The organism is Arenibacter sp. F26102, from assembly GCF_023015865.1.
Lineage (GTDB): Bacteria > Bacteroidota > Bacteroidia > Flavobacteriales > Flavobacteriaceae > Arenibacter.
On record NZ_JALKBC010000006.1, the window covers coordinates 119,356 to 143,346 of the forward strand.

The window sequence follows — 23,991 nt, forward strand, 5'->3', positions numbered from 1 at the left end:
TTTATATGCTGAAACAACACCTACAGTTTAAATTATCGCAGAAATTATCTCCACAACAAATACAGTTGATGAAGTTGATTCAGTTGCCTACGCAAGCGTTTGAACAACGACTAAAACAAGAACTGGAGGAAAACCCTGCCTTGGAAACTGGAAAAGAAGAAGGTGAAACTCAGGAAGATGAATTTGATGATCTTTACGATAACGAAACTGATAGCGAAAACATCAGTGCCGAAGATATCAATATAGATGATTATTTAAGTGATGACGAAGTTCCGGATTACCGCACACAAGCCAATAACTATAGTGCAGATGACGAAGAGAAAAGTGTACCTTATGCCGCCGGAATTTCTTTTAATCAATACCTAATAAATCAATTAAATACTATTTATTTATCCGATGAAGAATGGTCTATTGCCGAATTCTTGGTAGGTAGTGTGGATGAGAGTGGATATATAAGAAGGCCGCTTACGGACATAATGGACGATTTGGCATTTACCCAAAATATATACACAGACGAAAAGACCATTGAAAAAGTGTTGCACATAGTTCAAGATCTTGACCCCGCGGGTGTAGGCGCTAGAACTTTGGAAGAGTGCCTTCTTATTCAATTAAAGAGAAAAGAAGTAACTCCCAGTATTGAATTGGCGATAGTATTATTGGAAAAGTCCTTTGAACAATTCACCAAAAAGCACTATCAAAAACTAATTCAGAAACACAATATAACAGAGGAACAGTTGAAGGGTGCCATTACCGAGATTGAGCGCTTAAACCCCAAACCAGGTGGTTCATATTCCGGAAACAACAGAACTGTGGAGCACGTGGTCCCCGATTTCACCATTCGTATCGTAGATGGGGAATTAGAGCTTACCCTAAATGGAAGAAATGCTCCTGAACTTCATGTTTCAAGGGAGTACAACAACATGCTGGAAGGGTACAAAAATTCCAAGGAAAAATCCAAGGCCCAGAAGGACACCGTAATGTTTATTAAGCAAAAGCTGGATTCGGCCAAATGGTTTATTGATGCCATAAGACAGCGCCAACAAACACTTTACATTACCATGAACGAAATCATGGAATATCAAAAAGAGTATTTCCTTACTGGAGATGAGCGTAAACTGCGACCTATGATCTTAAAGGACATAGCTGATGGAATCCACATGGACGTATCCACAGTATCCAGAGTAGCAAATAGCAAATACGTTGACACTCCCTATGGAACAAAATTGATCAAGGACTATTTTTCAGAATCCATGAAAAATGATCAAGGCGAGGATGTTTCCACAAAAGAAATAAAAAAGATATTGGAGACTGTCATTGGCGAAGAAACCAAGAAAAAACCGCTAACAGATGACAAGTTAGCGGCCATACTAAAAGAAAAAGGTTACCCCATTGCCAGAAGAACCGTAGCAAAATATAGAGAACAATTGGATATCCCTGTAGCTAGGTTGAGAAAACAGATTTAATGCGACTATTCCTAAAGATCACATCTTACCTACTACACCCGCTTTTTGTACCATTTGCAGGCACCATAGCCTATTTTTTGATTACTCCCAAATACAGTCCGCTGGAAGTGCAGAGCGGCAATATATTGCCCATATTTATATTGACCATTATTATTCCAATAATTTTTTATTTCATCTTACGAAACTTGGGAATCGTCAGTTCCATTTTCATGCCAAACCTCCGAGAAAGGAAATACCCACTTTACATTAGCCTAGGACTGCTTTTAATGGTCCTGTTGAAAGTTATTCCCAACAACTTCACCATAGAGTTGCATTACTATTTTTTAGGCCTTATAGCGGCCTTATTTAGCGCCCTTGTACTACTATTTCTAAACTTTAAGTGCAGTATGCACCTTTTAGGCATGGGAAGCCTGTTAATGTTCTTAATAAATCTAAGCATCCACTTTGAGATCAACATCACCATTGCCATTAGTATAGTGACTTTACTTTGCGGCCTAGCAGCCACCTCCAGACTTTATTTGAACGCCCACACCAAAGCAGAAGTCCTAATTGGTTTTGCCATCGGCCTGTTTACCCAATTATTTACCGTTAAATTTTGGCTATAAAATAAAGAAAATAAGCCCCACTTTAAGTGGCTTAAACTCAATAAGATCCCCCGAATTTCCCGTTATCCCATCATTGAACAAGGAACTAAGCGCATAATAGATATGAATATTGAAGGTATTGTACCCTACATTTAAGGTTAATCCGTATTGAAAGTCCCTTATATCCTTATTTACAAAGACTATTTTCTCTGAGCTTGAAACGAATTTGGACCTACCATCAAAAACATAGCCCATCTTAATTCCCGTATATATCCTCCAAAACTTATACTCCTCCGGAGTTGAATTGCGCCACCTAAACTGAAAGGGGACCTCCAAGACATGGGTTGCAATTTTGTTTCTCTTGAAATCGGCATCACTATCCAACACCGAATACACAACATCTGATCCTTGTTGGGTAGCCAACAAATTGGTATAATAGGAATTGATACCATACCCCAAACCAATAGCGATACCCATATTCCTTTGATAACTTAAGGGAACATCCTTAATAAAACCGGCCTGCAGGCCATAAGAAAGGTTTCTTTGGGAAACATCGGCCGGAAGATTGGTGGCAAAATTATAGGTAAGCCCTAAATAAAACTGATCTTCCAAATATTTCCTATCCCCCTCCGTATTGGTTACCAAAGCCTGTCCGAAAACAAAAGCACCGGAAAACAAAAGTATTATGAATATAAAGGGGCGTCTCATAGACTTCTAAAGGTAATTAATTAAACATAAAAAAAACGCTTCAAATATGTGCATTTGAAGCGTTTTGATTCTCTTATCCTTTTATTAACTATTGCAAATTCCTGAAAGCATCACCCTCATAAGTAGTGTAATTAACCTTCAAAGCATTTACCTTTCTAAGTTCTTGTTTAATATCGGAAATAATACCCATATTGGCATTCTTGTCCACCTTAAGTGCAGTTGTCAATACATTTTGTAATTCTTGAGGCTTTTTGGCCCTTTCCATCAAAATATAATCTCCTACGTCTGATGCTGAAGCAAATTTATCATTCAACTGAATCTTGGACTCGGTCCCGAAGACTTTCTCATATTCACGGGTTGGTTTCCCAACATAAATATAAATGACTCGATCCTTTTTCTCCAGTTTTTTAATTTCTGTAGCATTTGGCAGAACGTTCTCCACCTTAAGGGTACTATCTTTCATCACCGTAACCGTCATAAAAAAGAACAAAAGCATAAAAACGATATCTGGCAATGATGCTGTATTCACCGCAGGTAAAGCCGCATCTTTTTTCTTATTAAATTTTGACATAGTATCTAGTTTTTAACTTCTGAATTTAATTTGACGATGTTTCAGCCTCTGAAAGTTTTTGTGGAAACAAATCCTGAACCCTCTTTACCTTTTCCTTCAATTCTTCACGAACATTGTCCGGAGTTTCTGGATTAAGATATTCGGCTTCCATATCCGTAAAGTCCTTCTTGAACAAACGTTGTGCCTCTCTGTTCCTAAGATCATTATAAGCACCAACCAATTCGTTCTGAACGGTTATATAAGTACCGTACTTGGTCTCCCTATCATTCTTAAGTGAAATAATAGCTTTTGCCGGGCTATCGGATGAAGACGCATCCCTTTTCCCTTTACAATAACTACAATAATCTGCAGATCCCGAAGGGGCACCACCATTGTCTAAAAAAGCAATGGCTTTAGCTCTTAAATCCTTGATATTTGTTAATTCCTCATCAGCCAATAATTGTCCGTCACGGTTAATACTGACCTGAAAAATATTCTTTTGCTTAATGATCACATCGGTATCCGGCGGCTCTATTGGTGGCAACATACGATCTAAACCTGCATCTGTCTCAATAGTGGTAGTCACTAGGAAAAAGATAAGCAATAAGAACGCTATGTCTGCCATAGAACCCGCATTTACCTCTGGTGGTGCTCCTCTTTTTGGCATAATATTATATTTTATTATTTACTAATCATTTTCTTAACTCCAGACCACAACATGGCAGCTACTGCTATTATTGTAAGTATGAAAAATACATTCAATCCCATTCCTATGGTCTTAACTGTACTCTCAGTAGTAGGAACTCCTTTTCTGGCCATTTCGTCCAAATTAACGTCAGTTCCATTGGCTAGTGCGTAAGCAATAACAACTACGACCAATAGACCACCTACACCAAACAAGGTTTTCTTTAAGGCCCCTTTGGATGTCAATAAATTCATCAATCCAAAAAGAACCGAGGCCGCTATCGCAATCCCCAACAATAAATAAGTGATAATAAACATAAAGTTCATAGACCCATTATTTATGGCTTCCGTTGCGGGAACGTCTGCACTAGGAAGTTGGAACCAAAGTATGGCCCCGATAACCCCGAGTACAACTAATATTATTTTAACTATTTTATGCATGATACTTTAAGTATTTAGTGTCCGACTTATTTTTTGTGATCTGCCAACATATCAATCAAAGCGATTGATGAATCTTCCATATCATTTACAATACTGTCGATTTTTGCAATGATATAATTGTAGAAGATTTGAAGGATAATCGCAGTAATAAGACCAAATACCGTTGTTAATAACGCCACCTGGATATCACCTGCAATAAGCGAAGCACTTAAGTTACCAACCGCTGCAATTTTCTGGAAGGCCTGAATCATACCGATTACCGTACCCATGAACCCAAGCATCGGAGCTACCGCGATAAACAAAGACAACCAAGAAACGTTTTTCTCCAATTGACCCATTTGCACACCTCCATAGGCTACAACTGCCTTTTCTGCAGACTCGATACTGTCACCAGCTCTTTCCAAACCTTGATAATAGATAGAAGCAACCGGACCTTTTGTATTTCTACAAACTTCCTTAGCAGCTTCAACACCACCTGAAGCCAAAGCATCTTCTACTTGTTGCTTTAGTTTTGTTGTGTTCGTAGTTGCAAGATTTAAATAAATAATTCTTTCGATTGCAACTGCAAGTCCAAGAATCAAACATAAAAGAACAATACCCATAAATCCGGCACCACCCTGTATAAATTGCTCCTTAAGCACTTGGGTAAATCCTTTTTCTGCCGCTGGAGCCGCATCTTGCAAAATAGCTGCTGCTGCAACAACTTTTGCACTTACTGTATTTGTACCTGCCACAAATAACCCAGCCGTTGCCAGGATAGAGAATAATCTTTTCATTTCTTTGAAACTTAAATTTAGTTAGTTAATAGGGTTAAAGATAAAAAAAATTCGCAATATAAAAATTAAAACTTAACAGCAGAGAGGAAGGGATTCGAACCCTCGATACCCTTGTGGGGTATACACACTTTCCAGGCGTGCGCCTTCGACCACTCGGCCACCTCTCTAGTACTCGTTAACGGGCAGCCAAATAACAAAAAAAATATTAGTTAAAGAAATTTAGACTGTTATTTTTATTGCATTTCACCCCTGAGAGATGTTTCATATATGGTTTTGAACAACTTTGGGGAAATATTATTACCAAGTAAATACATTAACTTGGTAATAGCCGCCTCAGTTGTAATATCCTTACCATTAATTACTTGTAGTTTTTGAAGGTGCTTACTGGTTTCATAATGCCCCATAAGAACACTGCCTCCTGAACACTGTGTTACATTAATAATAAAAATTCCTCTTTCCATGGCTTTTTTTAATTCCAAGCCAAACCATTCGTTCGTTGGGGCATTTCCTGAGCCATATGTCTCCAAAACCACTGCCTTTAAGTTAGGGGAATTTAGGACACTGTGCAACACAGATTGGTTAAAACCAGGAAATAATTTAAAAATGAATACATTTTGATCCATTTCTTTATGCACTTTTAGTCTTTTAGCCGAGTTCGGTCTATATAAATACTCCTCATTTACTTTTAAATGTACCCCAGATTCTATTAATGCAGGATAATTTAAGGAGGCAAAAGCCTCAAAATGCTCTGCATTTATCTTGGTAGTCCTATTTGCCCTATATAATTTATATTCAAAATATAGACCAACTTCCTGCACTACGGGCTTGTTGTTTTTCCACAATGCGGCAATCTGAATCGAAGTAATTAGATTCTCCTTGGCGTCTGTCCTTAAATCACCAATAGGCAACTGGGAACCCGTAAAAATCACTGGTTTCTGTAAATTCTCCAACATATAGCTCAAGGCTGAAGAAGTATAGCTCATAGTATCGCTTCCATGGAGCACTACAAAACCATCATGAGTATCATAATGATCCTCAATAATCGCAGCGATATTGACCCAATGCCCCACATCCATATTGGACGAATCTATGGGCTCCTCAAATGAAACACTCTCTATGCTGCAGTCCAATTGATTGAGCTCTGGAATATTTTTAAGCAATTTGTTAAAATTAAAAGCTTTTAAGGCTCCGGACTCATAATCTTTAACCATACCTATGGTCCCTCCCGTATAAATAAGGAGAATCTTCGTTTTTTTGGCTACTGAAGTTCTATTATTCAATTTTAGTCTTTATTTAGGATACACAATGGCAAATGCCAAGCTATTTAATTAGAGATAAATCCCATTTATTGGTCAATAGTTTCGACTATTTTTAAATTCCAAAAACCTCCTTGGAATTGGCAGTGGTTATAGCTGCAATTTCACCCTTATCCACCCCATATATGAGCGACATCTTTTCCAGAACATTTACCAAATAAGCACTCTCATTGCGCTTTCCACGAAAGGGAACCGGGGCCAGATAAGGAGAATCTGTTTCCAATACCACATGTTTCAAGTCAATTTCCCTTAAAAAAGTATCAATTTTGCCATTTTTAAAGGTAGCCACTCCTCCTATACCCAATTTCATATTATAGGAAATAGCCTTAAGCGCCTGTTCAAAAGTGCCGGTAAAACAATGAAAAATACCAAATAGCTCCTCACTTTTTTCTTCCTCCAAAATTTGGAATATTTCATCGAAACCATCCCTACAATGTATTACAATGGGGTAAGCATATTTCTTGGCCCATTGAATTTGTTGTTTAAAGGCAATCTGCTGTTCCTTAAGAAAAGTTTTGTCCCAATACAGATCAATCCCCGTCTCCCCTACAGCATAAAATTTTCTTGAGGCCAACATCTCCTCAACGTGGGCCAGTTCATCCCTGTAATTCTCCTTTACATGTGTTGGATGCAACCCTGTCATAAGAAATATATTATCTGGAAAGGATTTTTCCAAATCCAGCATTGCCTTGGTATAAGATGAATCAATTGCCGGTATAAAAAAGCGTTTTACGCCCAAATCCATGGCCCTTTCTATGACCAAATTGCGATCATCATCAAAAGCTTCACTATATAAATGGGTATGCGTATCTGTTAATATCATAGAACAAAAATAGGATTATCTTTGACAAAAAATTATAAATGTCCAGTCTTAAAGATTTTCTTTACAAAAAAAAATATATAGCCATTCCCTTGGTCCTAACGGCAACAAATCATTTTGAAGTTACCGCAACCATCAATGGAGTTAAAGGCAGATTTATTCTGGACACCGGAGCATCAAACACTTGTATTGGCTTGGACAAAATAGATTTCTTCAAATTAAATTCCAAAGATTCCAAAATAAAGGCAGCGGGTGCCGGGGCTACAGAAATGTTCACAAAACTATCGACTAAAAATAGGATAGAAATGGGGAGTTGGTTCAAGAAAAAACATAAAATTGTCCTGTTCGACCTAGTTCATGTAAACGAAGCCTTGACCTCCCATAAGGCTATGCCAGTAGACGGTATTATTGGGGCTGATATCCTAAAAAAAGGTAGGGCCATTATTGATTACAAAAAAACCCGCCTTTACCTAAAACAATAAGAAGGAATAAGGTGGGTAAAAAATAAGACCTGCCAAGTTTTTAAAACTTGGCAGGTCCGTTCTATTTTCATTCCAATACATGTGGGGCCATGCCCTTTGAGTATTACATTAAAGCTCTAAAGCTTTTTTTACATTATTATCCATCAACAACTCTTCCGGACTCTCCAATGCTTCTTTGATCGCCACAAGGAACCCAACAGACTCCTTACCGTCGATAATTCTGTGGTCATAGGACAGCGCAACATACATTATTGGCGCAATTGCTATGGCCCCATCACGGGCAATAGGTCTTTCCACTATATTGTGCATTCCTAAAATTGCACTTTGAGGTGGATTGATAATTGGAGTGGACAACATGGAACCAAAAACCCCTCCATTGGTAATGGTAAAGGTACCCCCTGTCATTTCATCTACTGTGATCTCACCCTCACGAGCTCTTATCGCCAACCTTTTAACTTCGGATTCCACACCCCTAAAGCTTAAATTTTCTGCATTGCGTATTACTGGCACCATTAGTCCTTTTGGTCCTGAAACCGCAATACTTATATCACAGAAATCAAAGGAAATCATTTCCTTGCCATCTATCATGGAGTTAACCGAAGGATACATTTGCAAGGCCCTAATTACAGCTTTGGTAAAAAAGGACATAAATCCTAAACCTACATTATGCTTGTTCTTAAAGTCTTCTTTGAATTGATTTCTCAATTTAAAAACAGCCGACATATCCACTTCGTTAAAGGTGGTCAACATAGCCGTCTCATTCTTGGCCGACACCAATCGCTCCGCCACTTTACGGCGTAACATAGATAACTTGGTACGACTTTCACCTCTAGGTCCGCCAGTAGGTGTACCCATGGATGGAACCGCTTTTACAGCATCTTCCTTGGTAATCCTACCGTCCTTGCCTGTACCTTTAATATTAGCCGCATCCAAGTCTTTCTCAGCTAGGATTTTCTTGGCAGCAGGAGAAGCTGAACCGGACGCATAAGAAGTTTTTTCCGGTTTTGCCTCAATTTTCTTTTCAGCCACCTCTTTTACCTCAGGTTTTTTATCCGCTGGCTTTTCTTCACTTTTGGCCCCTTCAGGTTTGGAAGCGCTGGTGTCTATTAAACACACAACAGCACCTACGGCAACTGCATCACCTACTTCAGCCTTTAAAGTAATAATTCCACTCTCCTCTGCCGGCAATTCAAGGGTAGCCTTATCGGAATCCACTTCTGCTATTGCCTGATCTTTCTCAACATAATCGCCATCATTTACCAACCATTCCGCTATCTCTACTTCCGTAATGGATTCCCCTGGAGAAGGGACTTTCATTTCTAAAATCATGTTTTATAATTTTAATTTGTGTTTTGTCTGAACTCTTATTGTAATGTGTTTTTCATAAAATACCCTCTACCCGATTTAAAACAGATCCGATCCATTTTAGCCTTTGGACATTTTATTACTTATTATTTGTGGCATCTGGATTTAAACCCATATTGTTCTTGTTTATATCAAAAACATAATCAATTACTTGTTGATGACGGCGTTTGGAGCGCACTGCACTACCTGCCGCTGGAGAGGCATAAAATCTCCTAGAGACCACCCTCAATTTATGGGCCTCGCTAAAATGCATTGTTAAATGTCCCCAAGCCCCCATATTCCTGGGTTCTTCCTGAGCCCAAACCTTATCGTCGGCATTCGTATACTTCTCCATAATCGCCTTCATTTGCTTTGCGGGTACTGGAAACAATTGCTCCACCCTAACCAAGGCAACATCCTCCCTTTTATTTTCTTCCCTAAAAGCCAAGAGGTCATAATAAAATTTACCGGTACAGAATACCAAACTCTTTATTTTGGATACCTCAGCAGTAGCATCGTCTATTACCTCCTGGAATCCACCATTGGCAAATTCCTCAACCGTTGATACAGCTTTGGGATGCCTCAATAAACTTTTAGGCGTAAAAACGATCAATGGCTTCCTATAGTTCACCTTCATTTGCCGTCTTAACAAATGAAACATATTTGCCGGTGTAGATACATCAGCAATAAACATATTATCCCTGGCGCACAACTGCAAATAGCGCTCCATACGGGCCGAGGAATGTTCTGCTCCCTGGCCTTCGTATCCATGTGGCAACAACATTACCAATCCATTCTGCAATTTCCATTTGTCCTCTGCTGCGGATATGTACTGATCGATCATTATTTGGGCACCATTGCTAAAATCACCAAATTGAGCTTCCCAGATGGTAAGGGTATTAGGACTAGCCATGGCATAACCATAATCAAAACCAACCACTCCGTATTCCGACAAAAGGGAATTATATATTTGAAAAATACCTTGTTTATCGGATATATGGTTCAGGAGCATTACTTCCTCCTCGCTTTCTTCAACTTTCATAACTGCATGACGATGCGAAAAAGTACCCCTTTCCACATCTTGCCCGGACATTCGCACTCCATAGCCTTCCTCCAGGAGGGTACCATAAGCCAACAGCTCTCCCATTGCCCAATCCAAAGTGTCATTTTCAAAAAACATGGCCTTACGGTCCTTTACCAATTTCTCAACTTTACGTAAAAACTTCTTATTCTTAGGCAGTTCTGTTAATACCTTGGCTATTGCGGTAAGTTTCTTTTTATCGTATTTTGTATCTACCGGATCCATCATTTCCCATTCACGAACATGGGTATACCCACTCCATTCATCGGCCATAAATGGGGTTATTACGGTCTTATCCTCTTTTCTGGAATCTTCCAGCTCCTCTTCCAGAGTTGCTTTATATTGTTCTTCGAGCTCCCGAACATAACTATCCCCAATGATACCTTCGTTTATTAGTGCCTCGGCATAAATATCCCTGGAATTTTTATGCTTGGCAATTGCTTTGTATAATTTGGGTTGGGTAAAACGAGGCTCGTCCCCTTCATTATGACCATATTTCCTATACCCTAAAAGATCTAGGAATACATCCCTTTGAAAACGCATACGGAATTCCAAGGCAAAAAGCGAGGCATGAACCACAGCCTCGGGATCGTCCGAATTAACATGTAGGACAGGACTCAAGGTCACCTTGGCCACGTCCGTACAGTATGTAGAACTTCGTGCATCCAGATAATTGGTAGTAAAGCCTATTTGATTATTTACAACAATGTGAATGGTACCATTGGTTTTATAACCATCCAAATTGGCCATTTGCACCAATTCATAAACCAATCCCTGACCTGCTATTGCTGCGTCTCCATGTACAACTATAGGCAAAACCTTGGAGAAGTCGTCACTGTAGCGCGAATCTTGCTTTGCTCTTGCAATACCTTCAACAACAGCACCTACAGTTTCCAAATGGGAAGGGTTCGGCGCAATGTTCATAATAATCTTCTTCCCGTTGTTTGCTTTTCGCTCAGAGGTCCACCCTAAATGATATTTTACATCCCCATCAAAGATTTCCTGCTCATAATCCTTCCCATCGAATTCACTAAAGATATCTTTTGCCTTCTTTCCGAAGATATTTGTCAATACATTTAATCGGCCTCTATGGGCCATTCCCATAACAAATTGCTCAACCCCCATTTCGGCAGCCTTTTCCACTACGGCATCCAAAGCGGGAATCAACGACTCATTACCTTCCAATGAAAACCTCTTTTGCCCAACATATTTAGTATGCAAAAACCCTTCAAAGGAAACCGCTTCATTTAATTTTTTAAGAATATGTTTTTTCCGATCCGCATCATATTTAGGATGATTGTCATTGACATTCAACCAATTCTGGATCCATTCTACCCGCTCAGGGTTTCTTATATACATATATTCCACACCTATTGCATCGCAATAAATCTTCGTAAGGTGCTCTATAATTTGGCGCAAGCTACTGGGGCCTATACCTAAAATTTCCCCTGCGGTAAAAGTGGTATCCAGATCACTAGGTGTCAATCCAAAATTACCAATTTCCAAGGTAGGAAAATACTGTCTTCTTTCCCTTACAGGGTTTGTTTTGGTAAACAAATGTCCTCTTGTTCTATACCCATCTATAAGTCGCACCACCTGAAACTCCTTCTGAAGCTTCTCCGGCACCTCAACCTCATGACCCCCCGCAACCGACAATGTCGCCATTTGCAATTCATCGTTAAAACCTTCCATGGAATTTTCCATGCCAAAATCGAATCCTTGGAAAAAGGCCCTCCAACTGGGCTCTACACTGTCTGGATTTGTTAGGTACTTATCGTATAATTCTGCGAAGTAAGAAGTATGCGCAGCGTTTAAAAAGGAATATTTATCCATGAAAAAGTCTCTCTGTCTTTTGAACAAAATTTATTCAAAAATACAACATTTAGCATATCTAAGCTTAACTTAGTACTTAATAATGGAAAAATATTACAATAATTATGATAAATCGTTATTCCTTAAAAAAAAAGTTGATTTTATGTGTTTTTTTCACTGCTTTATGCGGCTTGGGCTATTCACAACTGACTCCACGGCATTCTGATTTTTGGAACAATGTACATTTTGGAGGTAATTTAGGCTTTGGATTTGGCAATAATTCCTTCAACGCATCTATTTCTCCAAGTGCCATTTATCAGGCCACCGAACAATTGGGTTTGGGCGCAGGACTCAATTTTAACTATGCCAAATTTCGTGATGCAAAATTAGTGGCCTATGGTGGAAGTGTAATATCCCTATTCAATCCAATTCCTGCATTGCATCTTTCGGCAGAACTGGAACAGCTAAGGGTAAATCGTCAACTTGAATTGGATGGCGGCAATTTGGAAGAAGATTATTGGTCACCCGCCTTATTTCTTGGAATAGGCTATGGCAATAGAAATGTGACCATAGGTATACGATACGATGTTTTATACGACTCTCAAAAAAGCATATACGCCAGTGCCTTAATGCCTTTTGTTAGAGTATATTTTTAAACTAGGAACCGTACTCGTTTCTAAACCAAACTTTTTGCCATTCCCTTTTTAATATTTCAAAGGTCACCTGCTCCGAAATTTCAACCACATCGGTTGCTTCAATGCCTTTGACCACTTTCTCTGGAACATCAATAATGTAAAGCAAGTTTAAATAATCCGTGAATTTTTCCATGATCAAATAATACACTTTCTCATGTATCAAAGTCTTCAAATCCCCTGGTGGCACCTCGTCGGGCAAGTCTATAAATACATTGGCAAACACAAAATCCTTTTGCAGTTGCAAAACTAGATTTTGATAGAGACTCTTGTCCTCTGCATGCTCTAGAAGTGCCGAAATAGTGGGAAAATTTACAACCATATGCTATTTACGAAATTTTACTTTAAATGGTTTTTAAGAAATGCAATAAAGCCATTTTTTTTTCAAAAACTCCCAGTCCCAACCTTAAAAATTGTTTGAAAATTTATCCTATGGCCCCTGAAGGAACAACACCTCATTAATTTGGAACATCTACCTAACCAAAATAATATATGGTTTAATAGAATCAAAGATTATTGATAACTACATCCGTTTCCCCTTCAAAAAGTAAAACATGACAGCAATCTGCACCCACTGTATAATCCGAATCAACCACAAGTCTGTCTTCAACATATCCTTTGAAATTTATTTCAATTTTTTTGTCCCTATATTCCATTGAATACTTATCACTAATCAAAGGGTAGACTCCATTTATTGTCATCCACTCATAATCGCCACTTGCGGTATCCGGGGTAATATCAGCACCCTTTGGCAGGACAACTACTTCAAATTCATCCAAAACCACAACCTTACCCTTCTGATCTTTGACACTTATTGTAATGGTCCTATATTCTTCGGTACAGGCTACATTTAAACAATCCAAAGCATCATCTTCACTTTTATTATTACAGTTTAGAATTATCAGTAATGTTATTAATCCAACAAAGCCTTTCATTACCTTTATTTTTTAGAAGGATACAAAATCTTCGCACGGGTTGCTTTATTCCAGGAAAATTACTTAATCCTTATATGTTAACCCCCAAAATAGACTGTCGTTCAATTATTGACACCTATCGTGTGTGCCAAAACTTATCATAAAATCCAAGTAAGCTTTCAAAATTTATTTTCTGACCTTTTGTTCCCAAAGCCAGGCCGATTTCATAGCCTCATCCAGAGTGGATTCTGCCTTCCAACCTAAAACTTTATTGGCCTTGGTCGTATCAGCATAGGCAGAAGTAATATCCCCAGGTCTTCTATCCACAATTTTATAGTTTAATTTTTTTCCGGACACCCTTTCAAAACTCTTAATGACCTCCAAAACGGTACTACCTGTTCCCGTGCCCACATTGAAAACCTCATAGTTCTCCGAGTTCTTACCGTTCAGTAGTCTTTCCAACGCCACTACATGTGCCTTTGCCAGATCCACCACATGAATATAATCCCTAATACAAGTACCATCTGTGGTAGGATAATCCCCGCCAAAAACCGAAAGCTGCTCTCTAAGACCAATACCTGTCTGGGTAATAAACGGCACCAAATTCTGTGGTACACCAATGGGCAATTCTCCTATTTCAGCACTTGGATGTGCCCCCATTGGATTAAAGTATCTAAGCGCAATGGCATTTATTCCTGGCGTTACCTTACAGGTATCACGAATTATTTCCTCTCCCATTTGCTTGGTATTCCCATAAGGTGATTCTGCTGCTTTTACGGGCGCACTCTCGGTAATGGGCATTTTATCCGCTTGGCCGTAAACGGTACAGGATGAACTAAAAATAAAACTGGAATTATTTTTTTGGGAAAGCTCCTTAAGCAAGTACACCAAAGTACCTATATTGTTCTCGTAGTACAGCAAGGGCTTTTCCACACTTTCACCAACCGCTTTGGAAGCCGCGAAGTGAATAACGCCAACTATATCCTGATGTCTTTTAAAAAAATCCTCAACTTTTGATTTTTCTTTAAGATCTAATTTCTCAAAAGTGGGTCTTTTCCCCGTAATGGCCACAATACCATCCAAAACCTTTTCCGTTGAATTGGATAAATCGTCAATAATAATTACTTCATAGCCCTTATTCTGTAATTCTACCGTGGTATGGGAACCGATAAATCCCAAACCTCCCGTTACTAGTATCTTCATGTAATGATTTTTATTTTAAATTTTTGTTTTCAGTTTAATCTGCAACAAGGGCAGTCCGAAATTACCTTCAATTATTTATCTATAAACTGAATAATGGTTTCGGTAATAAACGCGATTTGCTCATCGTCCAGCTCGGTATGCATTGGCAAAGAAATAACCTCGTTGACCAATTGATTGGTTATCGGAAAATCTTTCTCCTTATAACGCTCATCCAAATAAGCTTTTTGCCTATGTAAAGGAATTGGGTAATACACTCCGCAAGGAATTTGCTTTTCAGATAAATGTTTTACCAGAGCATCCCGTTGACCGTTCAAAATTCTCAAAGTATATTGATGGAACACATGACAATCACATTTATCACATATCTCCTTACAGCCATTCGCCATTTGTGGGACAACAATATTTTTATTGCCATTAAAGGCCTTTGAATATTTTTTTGCTGCTGCCCTCCTACTGGCATTATAACCATCCAATCGTGATAGCTTTGATCGTAGCACGGCTGCCTGTATTGAGTCCAATCTTGAGTTCACCCCCACAACATCGTGATGATAACGTTCGTACATACCATGGTTCACAATACCCCTTAAGGTATGCGCCAAAGCATCATCGTTGGTAAATATAGCACCACCATCACCGTAACATCCCAAGTTCTTGGACGGAAAAAATGAGGTTGCCGCCACATGGCCCATAGTACCGGCTTTCTGCTTTTCGCCATTATTAAAGGTATAATCCGCGCCAATGGCCTGGGCATTGTCCTCTATAACATATAGATTATACTTTTCGGCAATTTCCAAAACGGCGTCCATATTGGCACATTGACCAAAAAGATGTACAGGCACTATGGCCTTTGTTTTAGGAGTAATGGCCTTTTCCAAGGCTATTGGATCTATATTAAAACTGTCCTGTTCCACGTCTGCCAAAACTGGAGTTAGTTGCAAAAGGGCAATTACCTCTACCGTTGCTGCAAAAGTAAAGTCTGCGGTTATCACCTCATCACCGGGCTTTAAACCAAGTCCCATCATGGCTATTTGTAGCGCATCTGTACCATTGGCACATGGAATTACATGCTTAACACCCAAATAGTTTTCCAACTCTTTTTGAAAGGCATGTACCTCGGGACCGTTAATAAATGCAGCTGTTTCCAGAACATTGGAGATGGAGGCGTTTACTTCCTCCTTTATGACCTCGTATTGACCATTTAGGTCAACCATTTGTATTTTCCTCATTGAATAAAACTTAGATTCGCAACTTGGTTTGGAGCAAACAATATTACAAAAATAAGGATTGGCAGCCAATGGAATTTCTTTAAAGAAGCGTATTTTAGCCACAAACTAAGATTCAGTGTTTACTATATATAATTTTGCCGTACAATTATCCGCTCTTTTCCTGGAATTGATAGCGCTGTTCCATCCAAAAATCAAACTTTTCGTAAACGGTCGTAAAGGAGTGCTGTCCTACCTACAAAAGAACATTGCAAAGGGTGATCAAATAATTTGGATACACACTGCCTCTTTGGGAGAATTTGAACAAGGCCTTCCCATAATAGAACAATTAAAAAAAGATTATCCAGCTTATAGAATATTGGTTACTTTCTTTTCCCCTTCGGGCTATGAGGTCAAAAAAAATACGGCTGCGGCCGATATGGTTACCTACCTACCTATGGACACCCCAAAAAACGCCAAAAAATTCCTGGACATCGTTGATCCCAAGCTGGTGATTTTTGTTAAGTACGAAATTTGGCCCAATTATTTAAAAACATTGGGGCACCAGAAAATACCAACTATCCTTATCTCCGCTCTTTTCAAGGACAATCAAATTTATTTCAAAGGTCTTGGGGGATTTATGCGTAAGGCCTTGGGCAATTTCACCCATATTTTTGTTCAGGATTCCAAATCCATTGCATTATTGAGCGGGATTGGCATCAAAAATACAGATATCAGCGGAGATACCAGATTTGATAGGGTAATTGAAATTCTCCATCGGGACAACAGTTTAAAGTTCATGGAAGAATTTAAGAACAATACCCAAACTTTGGTAGCTGGCAGCACTTGGCCGGAAGACGAGGCAATTTTGGTGCCGTATATAAATTCTAGCGAATTCCCTTTAAAATTTGTTCTTGCCCCGCACAACATTAAATTGGAACATATCAACAAATTAAGGGCATCCATAAATAAAAAAACAGTGCTTTTTTCCGAGATTGAAAATAAAGATCTAACAGACTATGAAGTTCTTATAGTAGACACCATTGGGCTGCTGACTAAAATTTATAGTTATGCGGACATTTCCTATGTAGGAGGTGGATTTGCCACTGGATTACACAACACATTGGAACCTGCCGTACACGGTATCCCTGTAATAATTGGACCAAACTTTAAGGGATTTAAGGAAGCCGAAGACTTGGTAATCAAAGGTGGAATATTGGTTGTTAAATCCAAAATGGAATTCAACACCTTAATAAATGAGCTTTTAGCGGACTTAAAGTATCTATCAAAAACTGGAAACATCAACGGAACTTATGTCTCTGAAAATAAGGGAGCAAGCGTCCAAATCATGACCTATATACGTACATTACTATGAACACCTATGTACGACTATGCAATATTCCCGAATTTTCACCTTGGTTGCTGTAACCTATTTAGTGCTTTCCTGTTTTTCATGTAGGGGACCTATGGGAGAACAACAAGGCACCACACCACCTGAAAAAGAAGCTCCATCTCCAAAAAAGGAGGATATTCAGAAACCACAACCTAAAAAAGAGGCCCCCAAAACAAAAAATGGACATAAGTCCAAATCAAGGGATACCCTTAACCCAAAAATTGCCCTATCTTAAATAGTCTATACATTTGGTTTACTTTTTTTGTTAGCTTTACAAAAATCAACAAACCAGATTATGAATTCCAAAATTCTTCGCATCTCCCTTATTGCCGCTTTGGCCGGATTTTTATTTGGCTTTGACACTGTAGTTATTTCAGGCGCAGAAAAAAAATTACAACTTTTATGGAACTCCTCGGAAGCCTTTCATGGAACGGTAGTAATAGGTATGGCTTTGTTTGGAACCGTTATCGGGGCAATTTTAGGTGGAATTCCCACTAATAAAATTGGCAGAAAAAATACCCTTATTTGGATAGGTATCCTTTATTCCATCTCCGCCATAGGTTCTGCTTTTGCCAATGACCCCGTTACCTTCGGAATATTCAGATTTATTGGCGGTTTGGGTGTTGGTGCATCAACAGTGGCGGCCCCAGCATATATTTCTGAAATTGCTCCAGCAAAAGATCGTGGAAGATTGGTTGGCCTATACCAATTTATGCTTGTATTTGGAATCCTTGTGGCCTTCATGTCCAATTATGCCCTCAGTAATGTGGGTGAAAACGATTGGCGTTGGATGGTGGGCGTTGAAGCTTTCCCTGCTGTAATTTATACCTTATTTGTTCTTACCGTTCCTAAAAGTCCAAGATGGCTTTTGACCAAAAACAGAACTGAAGAGGCCAAAAAAATTCTGTATTCCATAAATCCAGATCTGTCATTGGAAGAATTGGAAGCTGAAATTGCCTACGGAGAAGAAGGTGCTGCTGCCTCCGAAAGTATTTTTATGAAAAAATATCGATTCCCCTTGACTCTGGCTTTTCTAATCGCATTTTTTAATCAGTTCTCTGGAATCAACGCTTTCTTATACTACGCTCCCAGAATATTTGAGGCTGCGGGATTAGGTGAAAGTACAGCCCTGCTCAGTAGTATAGGAATCGGTATCACCAACCTTATCTTTACCCTATTGGGTATATTTCTGATTGACCGCCTAGGTCGAAAGCAATTAATGTATTTTGGCTCTATTGGCTATATAATTTCATTATCACTGGTAGCAGCTGCTTTTATTTTAAACTGGGAAAGCATGGCAGTTCCTATTTTTCTGTTCCTATTTATTGCATCCCACGCCATAGGTCAAGGTGCGGTAATTTGGGTATTTATTTCGGAAGTATTCCCCAATCACCTAAGAGGAACCGGTCAGGCTTTTGGCAGTTCCGTACATTGGGTACTGGCCTGGCTAATACCCTCCTCTATCCCCGCACTTTTTGCTTGGGTAGGTCCAGGACCTGTTTTCGGATTTTTCGCCTTTATGATGGTGTTGCAATTGCTCTTTGTGATGTTTATGATGCCGGAAACCAAGGGAATTACCCTGGAGGAACTCGGCAAAAAACTGAGTAGATCTAAAAATAATATCGATTGATTTCCAGTAGTTTATCGAAAATTTTAACAATACAACGGATTAGTATACTATTTCAAAGTCATTTAGCGGATTTGACTCTGAAACCCATCATAATTTAAGGATAATTCATTAAATTGTATTAAATTCTTAATATTATGGAAGATGTTACTTTTGGCACTAGGGTGCTCAATGGATTCCTTAGCCTTATGGTAGTAGTATTGGTCGCCATTCTATTAGCTGTGGTAGTCTGTCTGATTTTAGCAGCTTTTGGTTTCTTTAATTGAAACTGGACCCTACTGTTCTAGACCTATACAATTCCGAGTTATATTATTCCCCAAAATATAGCATGGCTATTTATTTATATTATTTCAGTTTCGCCTAATTGGGCTATATCACTTCACTTGCATTAACGCTGGAAGGCATTTAGGTCACTATCCTCTCGCCAAACAAGTCCAATATTGGTTTACCTTGTCCATCCGGAGTAGTATAAAACGGTCTACCTTCAATAGTATAATTTGTTTCCGGATCCATACCCAAGGCATGATATATGGATTGATGAACCTGATCGATCACCACTGGATTATCAATTGAAGAGCAGGGTCGTTCATCAGCTGTTTTACCATACACCAAACCTTTCTCGACTCCACCGCCCCACATGAGTATGGAGCTACCATCAGTAAAATGCCTATGCATACCATAGAATTTCTCGTCTTCGATGATGTCCGGTTGATTTACCTGGTCCTGCACGGGCACTCCTGGTCGGCCTTCCATAATAGCATCCCTGCTAAATTCACTGGCCAGAATTATAAGCGTTCTATCCAAATGCCCTGATTCATCCAAGTCTTTTATGAGTTGTGCTATTGGCCGGTCTATTAGCTCTTTCATTTTTGCCGCACGGGTATGGCCATTTTCGTGGGTATCCCATCCAAGAAATGGTTCATATTCTGTGGAAACACTGATGAACCTTCCTCCGTTCATGGCCAATCTTTTTGCCAGAAGGCACCCTAACCCAAACCTCCCAGTATTATAGGTGTCATAAACCTCTTTGGGTTCCTGTGATAGATCGAAAACCTTGGCCTCAGGAGAATTTAACAACCGATAGGATTGTTCCATGGAACGCATCAGGGATTCCCTTTGATAATCGCTGCCACCCTCCATAATCTTGCTCTTATTTGCCAATTCCTTATAAAGTTTATAGCGGGCTTCAAATCTTTTAAGCGACATCCCTTGAGGTGGCCTTACACTATCCAAACCTGTAGAAGGGTCCGGTATTAGGAACGGACCGTATTCACTCCCCAAGAATCCAGCGGAATGAAATGCCTTCAATTCCTCTGCCTCCCCAACCGTAAATCGTTGTCCCATGGCTATGAATGGAGGAATAACCGGGTTTACAGGTCCCATTTCCTTGGCAATCCAGGCACCTATATGTGGAGCTTGCACAGACTGGGGTGGCTCATAACATGTATGCCAATGGTATTGATGACGCGTATGTAGTATATGACCAAGATCTGCGGATTTATAAGAACGGATTATAGCACCTTTATCCATTACACCGCCTATCCCTTCAAGTCCCTCCGAAAAATGTAATCCATCCACAATTGTGGGTACCTTAGGAAAGGTGCTTAAAACTCTCTTGCTTTCCACTCCCTTGGTGTAGGGTACGAATGCCTTGGGGTCAAATGTTTCCGTATGGGCCATACCCCCTGCCATCCACAATAAAATAACGGTATCGGCTTTGGAAGTTATAGCTGGAACTGAATTGCAGGAACTTAAAAAACTGGCCATCGGAATACTGGTAGAAGCTGCCGCAAGACTAGCTGCCCCCATCTTTTTAACAAAATCCCTTCTCGCACTACTATGTAAATCCTTATTCATTTTTTGTTAGTATATAAATTGAAATTCTGGCGAAATGAACATCGACCAAAAAAGATCTTGCAATGCCTCTTCCTTTGAACCGGTCTGCAGTGCATTGAGCATTATACCCCTTTCCTTATCCGTTGGGTTTCTACCCAATGTTTTTCGGTATAGGTTTAGCACTATTTGTTCATCCTTATCTCCATACTTCTTCAGCCATGTCTCTGCCCCTTCCTTAAGTACGCCATTAAAATACTCCCCATTGGTCAACTCCAGAGCCTGTAATAAGGTAGCCTGCTCATCTCGTGTGGTTGCTACATTTTCCCTAGTAGGCCTACCCATAACCTTCATAAATGGATGTTGCTTTACAAGGCTGGCCCTAGCAAATTCCCGTTCCGTATTTTCAAAAGTGAAATTCACCAACTTGTCCCAGTTACTTGACCCATAATTACGGACTCCTTGCCAACTACCATCATCAAATATTACGCTTACCCATTCGCCTTCCGGTTGTTTATCAGTGCTTTTCCATTTATCATTGGAGGTAACCAGCATTCCAGTTCCATCTTCAAATTGGATTTTCATGGTGAACAGGATACCCGCTGGATTGGCAATGCTTCCCTCATTATTTCCTTCTAGAGCTAATATATTTTCACCTTCAATAAGCTTATCCCCGACCTCTAACCTATCCACTTTTCTCCAATCCGTTCCCTCCGATATTATTTTACCATTTAGATACAATGTATAGGAATGATCAACGGAAATAAGTGCCTCTGCGGCCTGAATTTTTTTCCCCTTTAAATTGAAGCCATGTCTAAAATATCTCGTCCCTGGCTCGGGCAGTACATCACGATCAAACTTAACTTCCCTATGCCAAACCCTATTATAGGGCAAACCTTCGTTATTGGGGTCATATGCCGCTGCATAATACATGGGGGCAACCACCTGGCTAACGGCATCCGAAAATTGCTCTGCACTTAATCGCCTTAGGATTGGTCCCTTAAATACATAACCTTTTTTTAAATCCTCCTGATCCTCCAAACGGGTAGACTCCAATTGGTAAGCCTTGGAGGTCATTATCATTTTCAGTAAATATTTTATATCATAACCAGAGTCCACAAAATTGGTGGCCAACCAATCCAACAAATCGGAATTCCAAGGTTCATTGTCCATTTCGTCTACGGGCTCAATGATTCCCCGTCCCATAAACCTTTTCCAAAATCTATTTGTGATGGTTCTGTACAGCCTACCATTCTCGGGCTTAACCATGACCTCTGAAAGCAATAGCAATCGTTCCTTTACACTTTCCGCCTCTACAGAGCCTAGTTCCGGATATAGAAAATTTACCTCGGCCATTTTCCCAATTGGCATATCACATCTATTTAATTCCATAATGGAATCTGCAAAAATAGAGGCAAAACCATAGGATTGCTCCAAAGTAAGATTGCTTACAAAACTGTTATGGCAGGATGCGCACTTTACATTGACTCCCATTAAAGATTGACCAATATTTTGGGCAGCCTGCATCTCGGTTCGTTGACTGGCATTGACCAAACCCCGCCATTTAATCCCATTGATAAACCCCTCCGATTCTTCACTTGGATTTATCAATTCCTTGACCATTATATTATAGGGTTTGTTATCCATTAGAGAATGGTACAACCAATCTGTAATCTGTTTACGTCCGCCAGTTATAAAACCGGGACCACTATAATCATTTCTGAGTATATCATTCCAAAAACTCAACCAATGCTGGGTGTAATTATGCTTATCTCCCAACAATTCATCTATAAGTTTTTCTCTCTTCCCCTTATCGCCGCTATTTACAAATTGATCTATTTTAGCTGGCTCGGGAAGCAGACCAAGAATATCAAGTGAGGCACGTCTAATAAATGTTCTGTCATCCACCTCCTTGGGCCATTTCAATCTCTTTTCCTTAAAATAGACATCCATAAACTTATCTATGGGATGTTTTTCATTACTAGTCTTGGGAAGATCGGGCATTGACAAGGCCAACTCGGCTTCGGGAAAAATCTTAAGCGCCCCATCGGACCATTTTGCCCCTTTTTTAATCCATAATTCGATCAATTTTATTTCATTGCTCTTCAAAACCTTTCCCTTCTTGGGCATTACTTCATCATGATCCGGCGGAAGACTTATTCTTCGGAACATCTCACTCTCCTCCGGCCTACCTTCTACAATGATTGGGCCCGACTTTCCTCCTTGGTAAACCCCGCGTTTATTGTCCAGTACCAGTTCCCCTTTTTGTTTATTTTCACTGTGGCATTGATAACAATTATGTGCTATAATTGCCCTTACACCCAGATTAAGATCTTCTTGTTGAGCTTCGGACAGTGAATCCAACCCATTTAATTCCGCCAAAAGTACCGTGGCTTTTCCATCGTCATAAGAATCTTGATTATGAGGCAAGACGCTGGTTAAATAATCTTCCCCATGGGTAAGACTCGCCCCCAAATGACCAGCAACAACCAGCAACAATACGGTTGCGACAAGACCAAAACGATAATAGCCATAATGTTCAAGCTTTCCATTTAATGTATTTCGCAACAAGAACCAGGTAATAGTGGCAAAAACTGCTGTTGCAATCCCCACATTCTGATGAAACTGGACCAAATCACCAACATAATCGTCATGGGTACGAAGCAACCAGCCCAAAACTGCAGATAGTACCGCAGACGCAGCTCCCAAAGCGACCATCCAATTAATACCTTCCCTAAGGCTTTGCCTTCTTCCCCCAAGTGTCAAAAATTCTAAAAAAATTGCCACCACCAACAAGCCTATCGGAAAATGTACTACCATAGGATGAAAGCGTCCTAACAACTGAAATATCCAGTCCCACGAATTACTGTCCATAACTGCAATTTAATGTTTTTTTTGTACGCTAACATTATCAAAATGTGAGGCATACTATATGGGACATTAGGCAACCGCTGTCAACGATTATGTTTTGAAGTAGTAATCGGCATTAAAAATGGCATATCCTGTCCGCACCAATTACCCCCAAATCTAATCGACCTCCTCGGATACAAAAAAAGCAACCCCTTA

The 23,991-nt window shown here is 39.6% G+C and carries 23 protein-coding genes and 1 tRNA gene; 8 read left to right on the plus strand and 16 right to left on the minus strand.

Annotated features, from left to right (window positions below):
* The first annotated feature begins 5 nt into the window (after positions 1–5).
* Together rpoN and MWU78_RS10355 are read left to right on the plus strand one after the other, a co-directional pair.
* Positions 6–1,463: an RNA polymerase factor sigma-54 gene (gene rpoN / locus MWU78_RS10350; RefSeq protein WP_246997622.1), complete on the plus strand. Its 1,458-nt coding sequence runs from the start codon at positions 6–8 to the stop codon at positions 1,461–1,463.
* On the plus strand, positions 1,463–2,068 hold the full coding sequence (locus MWU78_RS10355) for a hypothetical protein (protein WP_246997623.1): 606 nt from the start codon (positions 1,463–1,465) through the stop codon (positions 2,066–2,068). The genes rpoN and MWU78_RS10355 overlap by 1 nt, the downstream gene beginning before the upstream one ends.
* Here the strand turns inward: MWU78_RS10355 and MWU78_RS10360 are convergent.
* The 8 genes from MWU78_RS10360 to MWU78_RS10395 form a co-directional block, all read right to left on the minus strand.
* Positions 2,063–2,755: a porin family protein gene (locus MWU78_RS10360; protein WP_246997625.1), complete on the minus strand. Its 693-nt coding sequence runs from the start codon at positions 2,753–2,755 to the stop codon at positions 2,063–2,065. The genes MWU78_RS10355 and MWU78_RS10360 overlap by 6 nt on opposite strands.
* A gap of 88 nt (positions 2,756–2,843) precedes the next feature.
* Complete coding sequence (locus tag MWU78_RS10365; protein ID WP_246997628.1) at positions 2,844–3,326, minus strand: biopolymer transporter ExbD; 483 nt, start codon at positions 3,324–3,326, stop codon at positions 2,844–2,846.
* Positions 3,327–3,351: 25 nt separating this feature from the next.
* Positions 3,352–3,972 (minus strand): biopolymer transporter ExbD, encoded by a 621-nt coding sequence (locus tag MWU78_RS10370; protein ID WP_246997630.1) that lies wholly within the window; start codon positions 3,970–3,972, stop codon positions 3,352–3,354.
* Positions 3,973–3,986: 14 nt separating this feature from the next.
* Positions 3,987–4,430 (minus strand): hypothetical protein, encoded by a 444-nt coding sequence (locus tag MWU78_RS10375; protein WP_246997632.1) that lies wholly within the window; start codon positions 4,428–4,430, stop codon positions 3,987–3,989.
* Positions 4,431–4,456: 26 nt separating this feature from the next.
* Positions 4,457–5,206 carry a MotA/TolQ/ExbB proton channel family protein gene (locus tag MWU78_RS10380; RefSeq protein ID WP_103441715.1) on the minus strand — a complete coding sequence of 250 codons (750 nt, stop codon included), beginning with the start codon at positions 5,204–5,206 and terminating at the stop codon, positions 4,457–4,459.
* Positions 5,207–5,285: 79 nt separating this feature from the next.
* Positions 5,286–5,373 (minus strand) — tRNA-Ser (locus MWU78_RS10385).
* Positions 5,374–5,439: 66 nt separating this feature from the next.
* Positions 5,440–6,486 (minus strand): asparaginase, encoded by a 1,047-nt coding sequence (locus MWU78_RS10390; protein ID WP_281503823.1) that lies wholly within the window; start codon positions 6,484–6,486, stop codon positions 5,440–5,442.
* 91 nt (positions 6,487–6,577) lie between these two features.
* Positions 6,578–7,345: a TatD family hydrolase gene (locus tag MWU78_RS10395; protein WP_246997634.1), complete on the minus strand. Its 768-nt coding sequence runs from the start codon at positions 7,343–7,345 to the stop codon at positions 6,578–6,580.
* Positions 7,346–7,383: 38 nt separating this feature from the next.
* On the opposite strand from MWU78_RS10395, the gene MWU78_RS10400 reads away from it, so the two are divergent.
* Positions 7,384–7,824, plus strand: a complete 441-nt coding sequence (locus MWU78_RS10400) for a retropepsin-like aspartic protease (protein ID WP_192877679.1) — start codon at positions 7,384–7,386, stop codon at positions 7,822–7,824.
* 108 nt (positions 7,825–7,932) lie between these two features.
* Here the strand turns inward: MWU78_RS10400 and odhB are convergent, their stop codons facing one another.
* Both odhB and MWU78_RS10410 read right to left on the minus strand, forming a co-directional pair.
* Positions 7,933–9,153, minus strand: coding sequence for a 2-oxoglutarate dehydrogenase complex dihydrolipoyllysine-residue succinyltransferase (gene odhB / locus MWU78_RS10405; RefSeq protein WP_246997637.1), 1,221 nt, complete (start codon positions 9,151–9,153; stop codon positions 7,933–7,935).
* A gap of 115 nt (positions 9,154–9,268) precedes the next feature.
* Positions 9,269–12,082: a 2-oxoglutarate dehydrogenase E1 component gene (locus MWU78_RS10410; RefSeq protein ID WP_246997639.1), complete on the minus strand. Its 2,814-nt coding sequence runs from the start codon at positions 12,080–12,082 to the stop codon at positions 9,269–9,271.
* 104 nt (positions 12,083–12,186) lie between these two features.
* Between MWU78_RS10410 and MWU78_RS10415 the strand changes: the two genes are divergently transcribed.
* Positions 12,187–12,717 (plus strand): alpha-ketoglutarate decarboxylase, encoded by a 531-nt coding sequence (locus MWU78_RS10415; RefSeq protein ID WP_246997641.1) that lies wholly within the window; start codon positions 12,187–12,189, stop codon positions 12,715–12,717.
* A gap of 1 nt (position 12,718) precedes the next feature.
* Here the strand turns inward: MWU78_RS10415 and MWU78_RS10420 are convergent, their stop codons facing one another.
* From MWU78_RS10420 to MWU78_RS10435, 4 genes are all read right to left on the minus strand, one after another.
* Positions 12,719–13,075: a hypothetical protein gene (locus MWU78_RS10420; protein WP_246997643.1), complete on the minus strand. Its 357-nt coding sequence runs from the start codon at positions 13,073–13,075 to the stop codon at positions 12,719–12,721.
* 184 nt (positions 13,076–13,259) lie between these two features.
* A complete protein-coding gene (locus tag MWU78_RS10425; protein WP_246997646.1) occupies positions 13,260–13,688 on the minus strand; it encodes a hypothetical protein in 429 nt (142 codons plus the stop codon).
* 165 nt (positions 13,689–13,853) lie between these two features.
* On the minus strand, positions 13,854–14,870 hold the full coding sequence (gene galE / locus MWU78_RS10430) for a UDP-glucose 4-epimerase GalE (protein ID WP_246997648.1): 1,017 nt from the start codon (positions 14,868–14,870) through the stop codon (positions 13,854–13,856).
* 71 nt (positions 14,871–14,941) lie between these two features.
* Entirely contained in the window at positions 14,942–16,096 is a 1,155-nt protein-coding gene (locus tag MWU78_RS10435; protein ID WP_246997650.1) for a DegT/DnrJ/EryC1/StrS family aminotransferase, read from the minus strand.
* A 115-nt stretch (positions 16,097–16,211) separates the two neighbouring features.
* Between MWU78_RS10435 and MWU78_RS10440 the strand changes: the two genes are divergently transcribed.
* The 4 genes from MWU78_RS10440 to MWU78_RS22405 all read left to right on the plus strand — a co-directional run bounded on the left by MWU78_RS10440 (position 16,212) and on the right by MWU78_RS22405 (position 19,358).
* Positions 16,212–17,447 (plus strand): glycosyltransferase N-terminal domain-containing protein, encoded by a 1,236-nt coding sequence (locus tag MWU78_RS10440; RefSeq protein WP_246997652.1) that lies wholly within the window; start codon positions 16,212–16,214, stop codon positions 17,445–17,447.
* Positions 17,448–17,463: 16 nt separating this feature from the next.
* A complete protein-coding gene (locus MWU78_RS10445) occupies positions 17,464–17,700 on the plus strand; it encodes a hypothetical protein (RefSeq protein ID WP_246997654.1) in 237 nt (78 codons plus the stop codon).
* Positions 17,701–17,727: 27 nt separating this feature from the next.
* Positions 17,728–19,095 carry a sugar porter family MFS transporter gene (locus tag MWU78_RS10450; RefSeq protein ID WP_281503824.1) on the plus strand — a complete coding sequence of 456 codons (1,368 nt, stop codon included), beginning with the start codon at positions 17,728–17,730 and terminating at the stop codon, positions 19,093–19,095.
* A gap of 134 nt (positions 19,096–19,229) precedes the next feature.
* Positions 19,230–19,358 carry a hypothetical protein gene (locus tag MWU78_RS22405; RefSeq protein WP_262509684.1) on the plus strand — a complete coding sequence of 43 codons (129 nt, stop codon included), beginning with the start codon at positions 19,230–19,232 and terminating at the stop codon, positions 19,356–19,358.
* A gap of 139 nt (positions 19,359–19,497) precedes the next feature.
* Here the strand turns inward: MWU78_RS22405 and MWU78_RS10455 are convergent, their stop codons facing one another.
* Both MWU78_RS10455 and MWU78_RS10460 read right to left on the minus strand, forming a co-directional pair.
* Complete coding sequence (locus MWU78_RS10455; protein ID WP_246997658.1) at positions 19,498–20,949, minus strand: DUF1501 domain-containing protein; 1,452 nt, start codon at positions 20,947–20,949, stop codon at positions 19,498–19,500.
* Between the two features lie 6 nt (positions 20,950–20,955).
* Complete coding sequence (locus MWU78_RS10460) at positions 20,956–23,799, minus strand: DUF1549 domain-containing protein (protein WP_246997659.1); 2,844 nt, start codon at positions 23,797–23,799, stop codon at positions 20,956–20,958.
* Positions 23,800–23,991 lie beyond the last annotated feature (192 nt).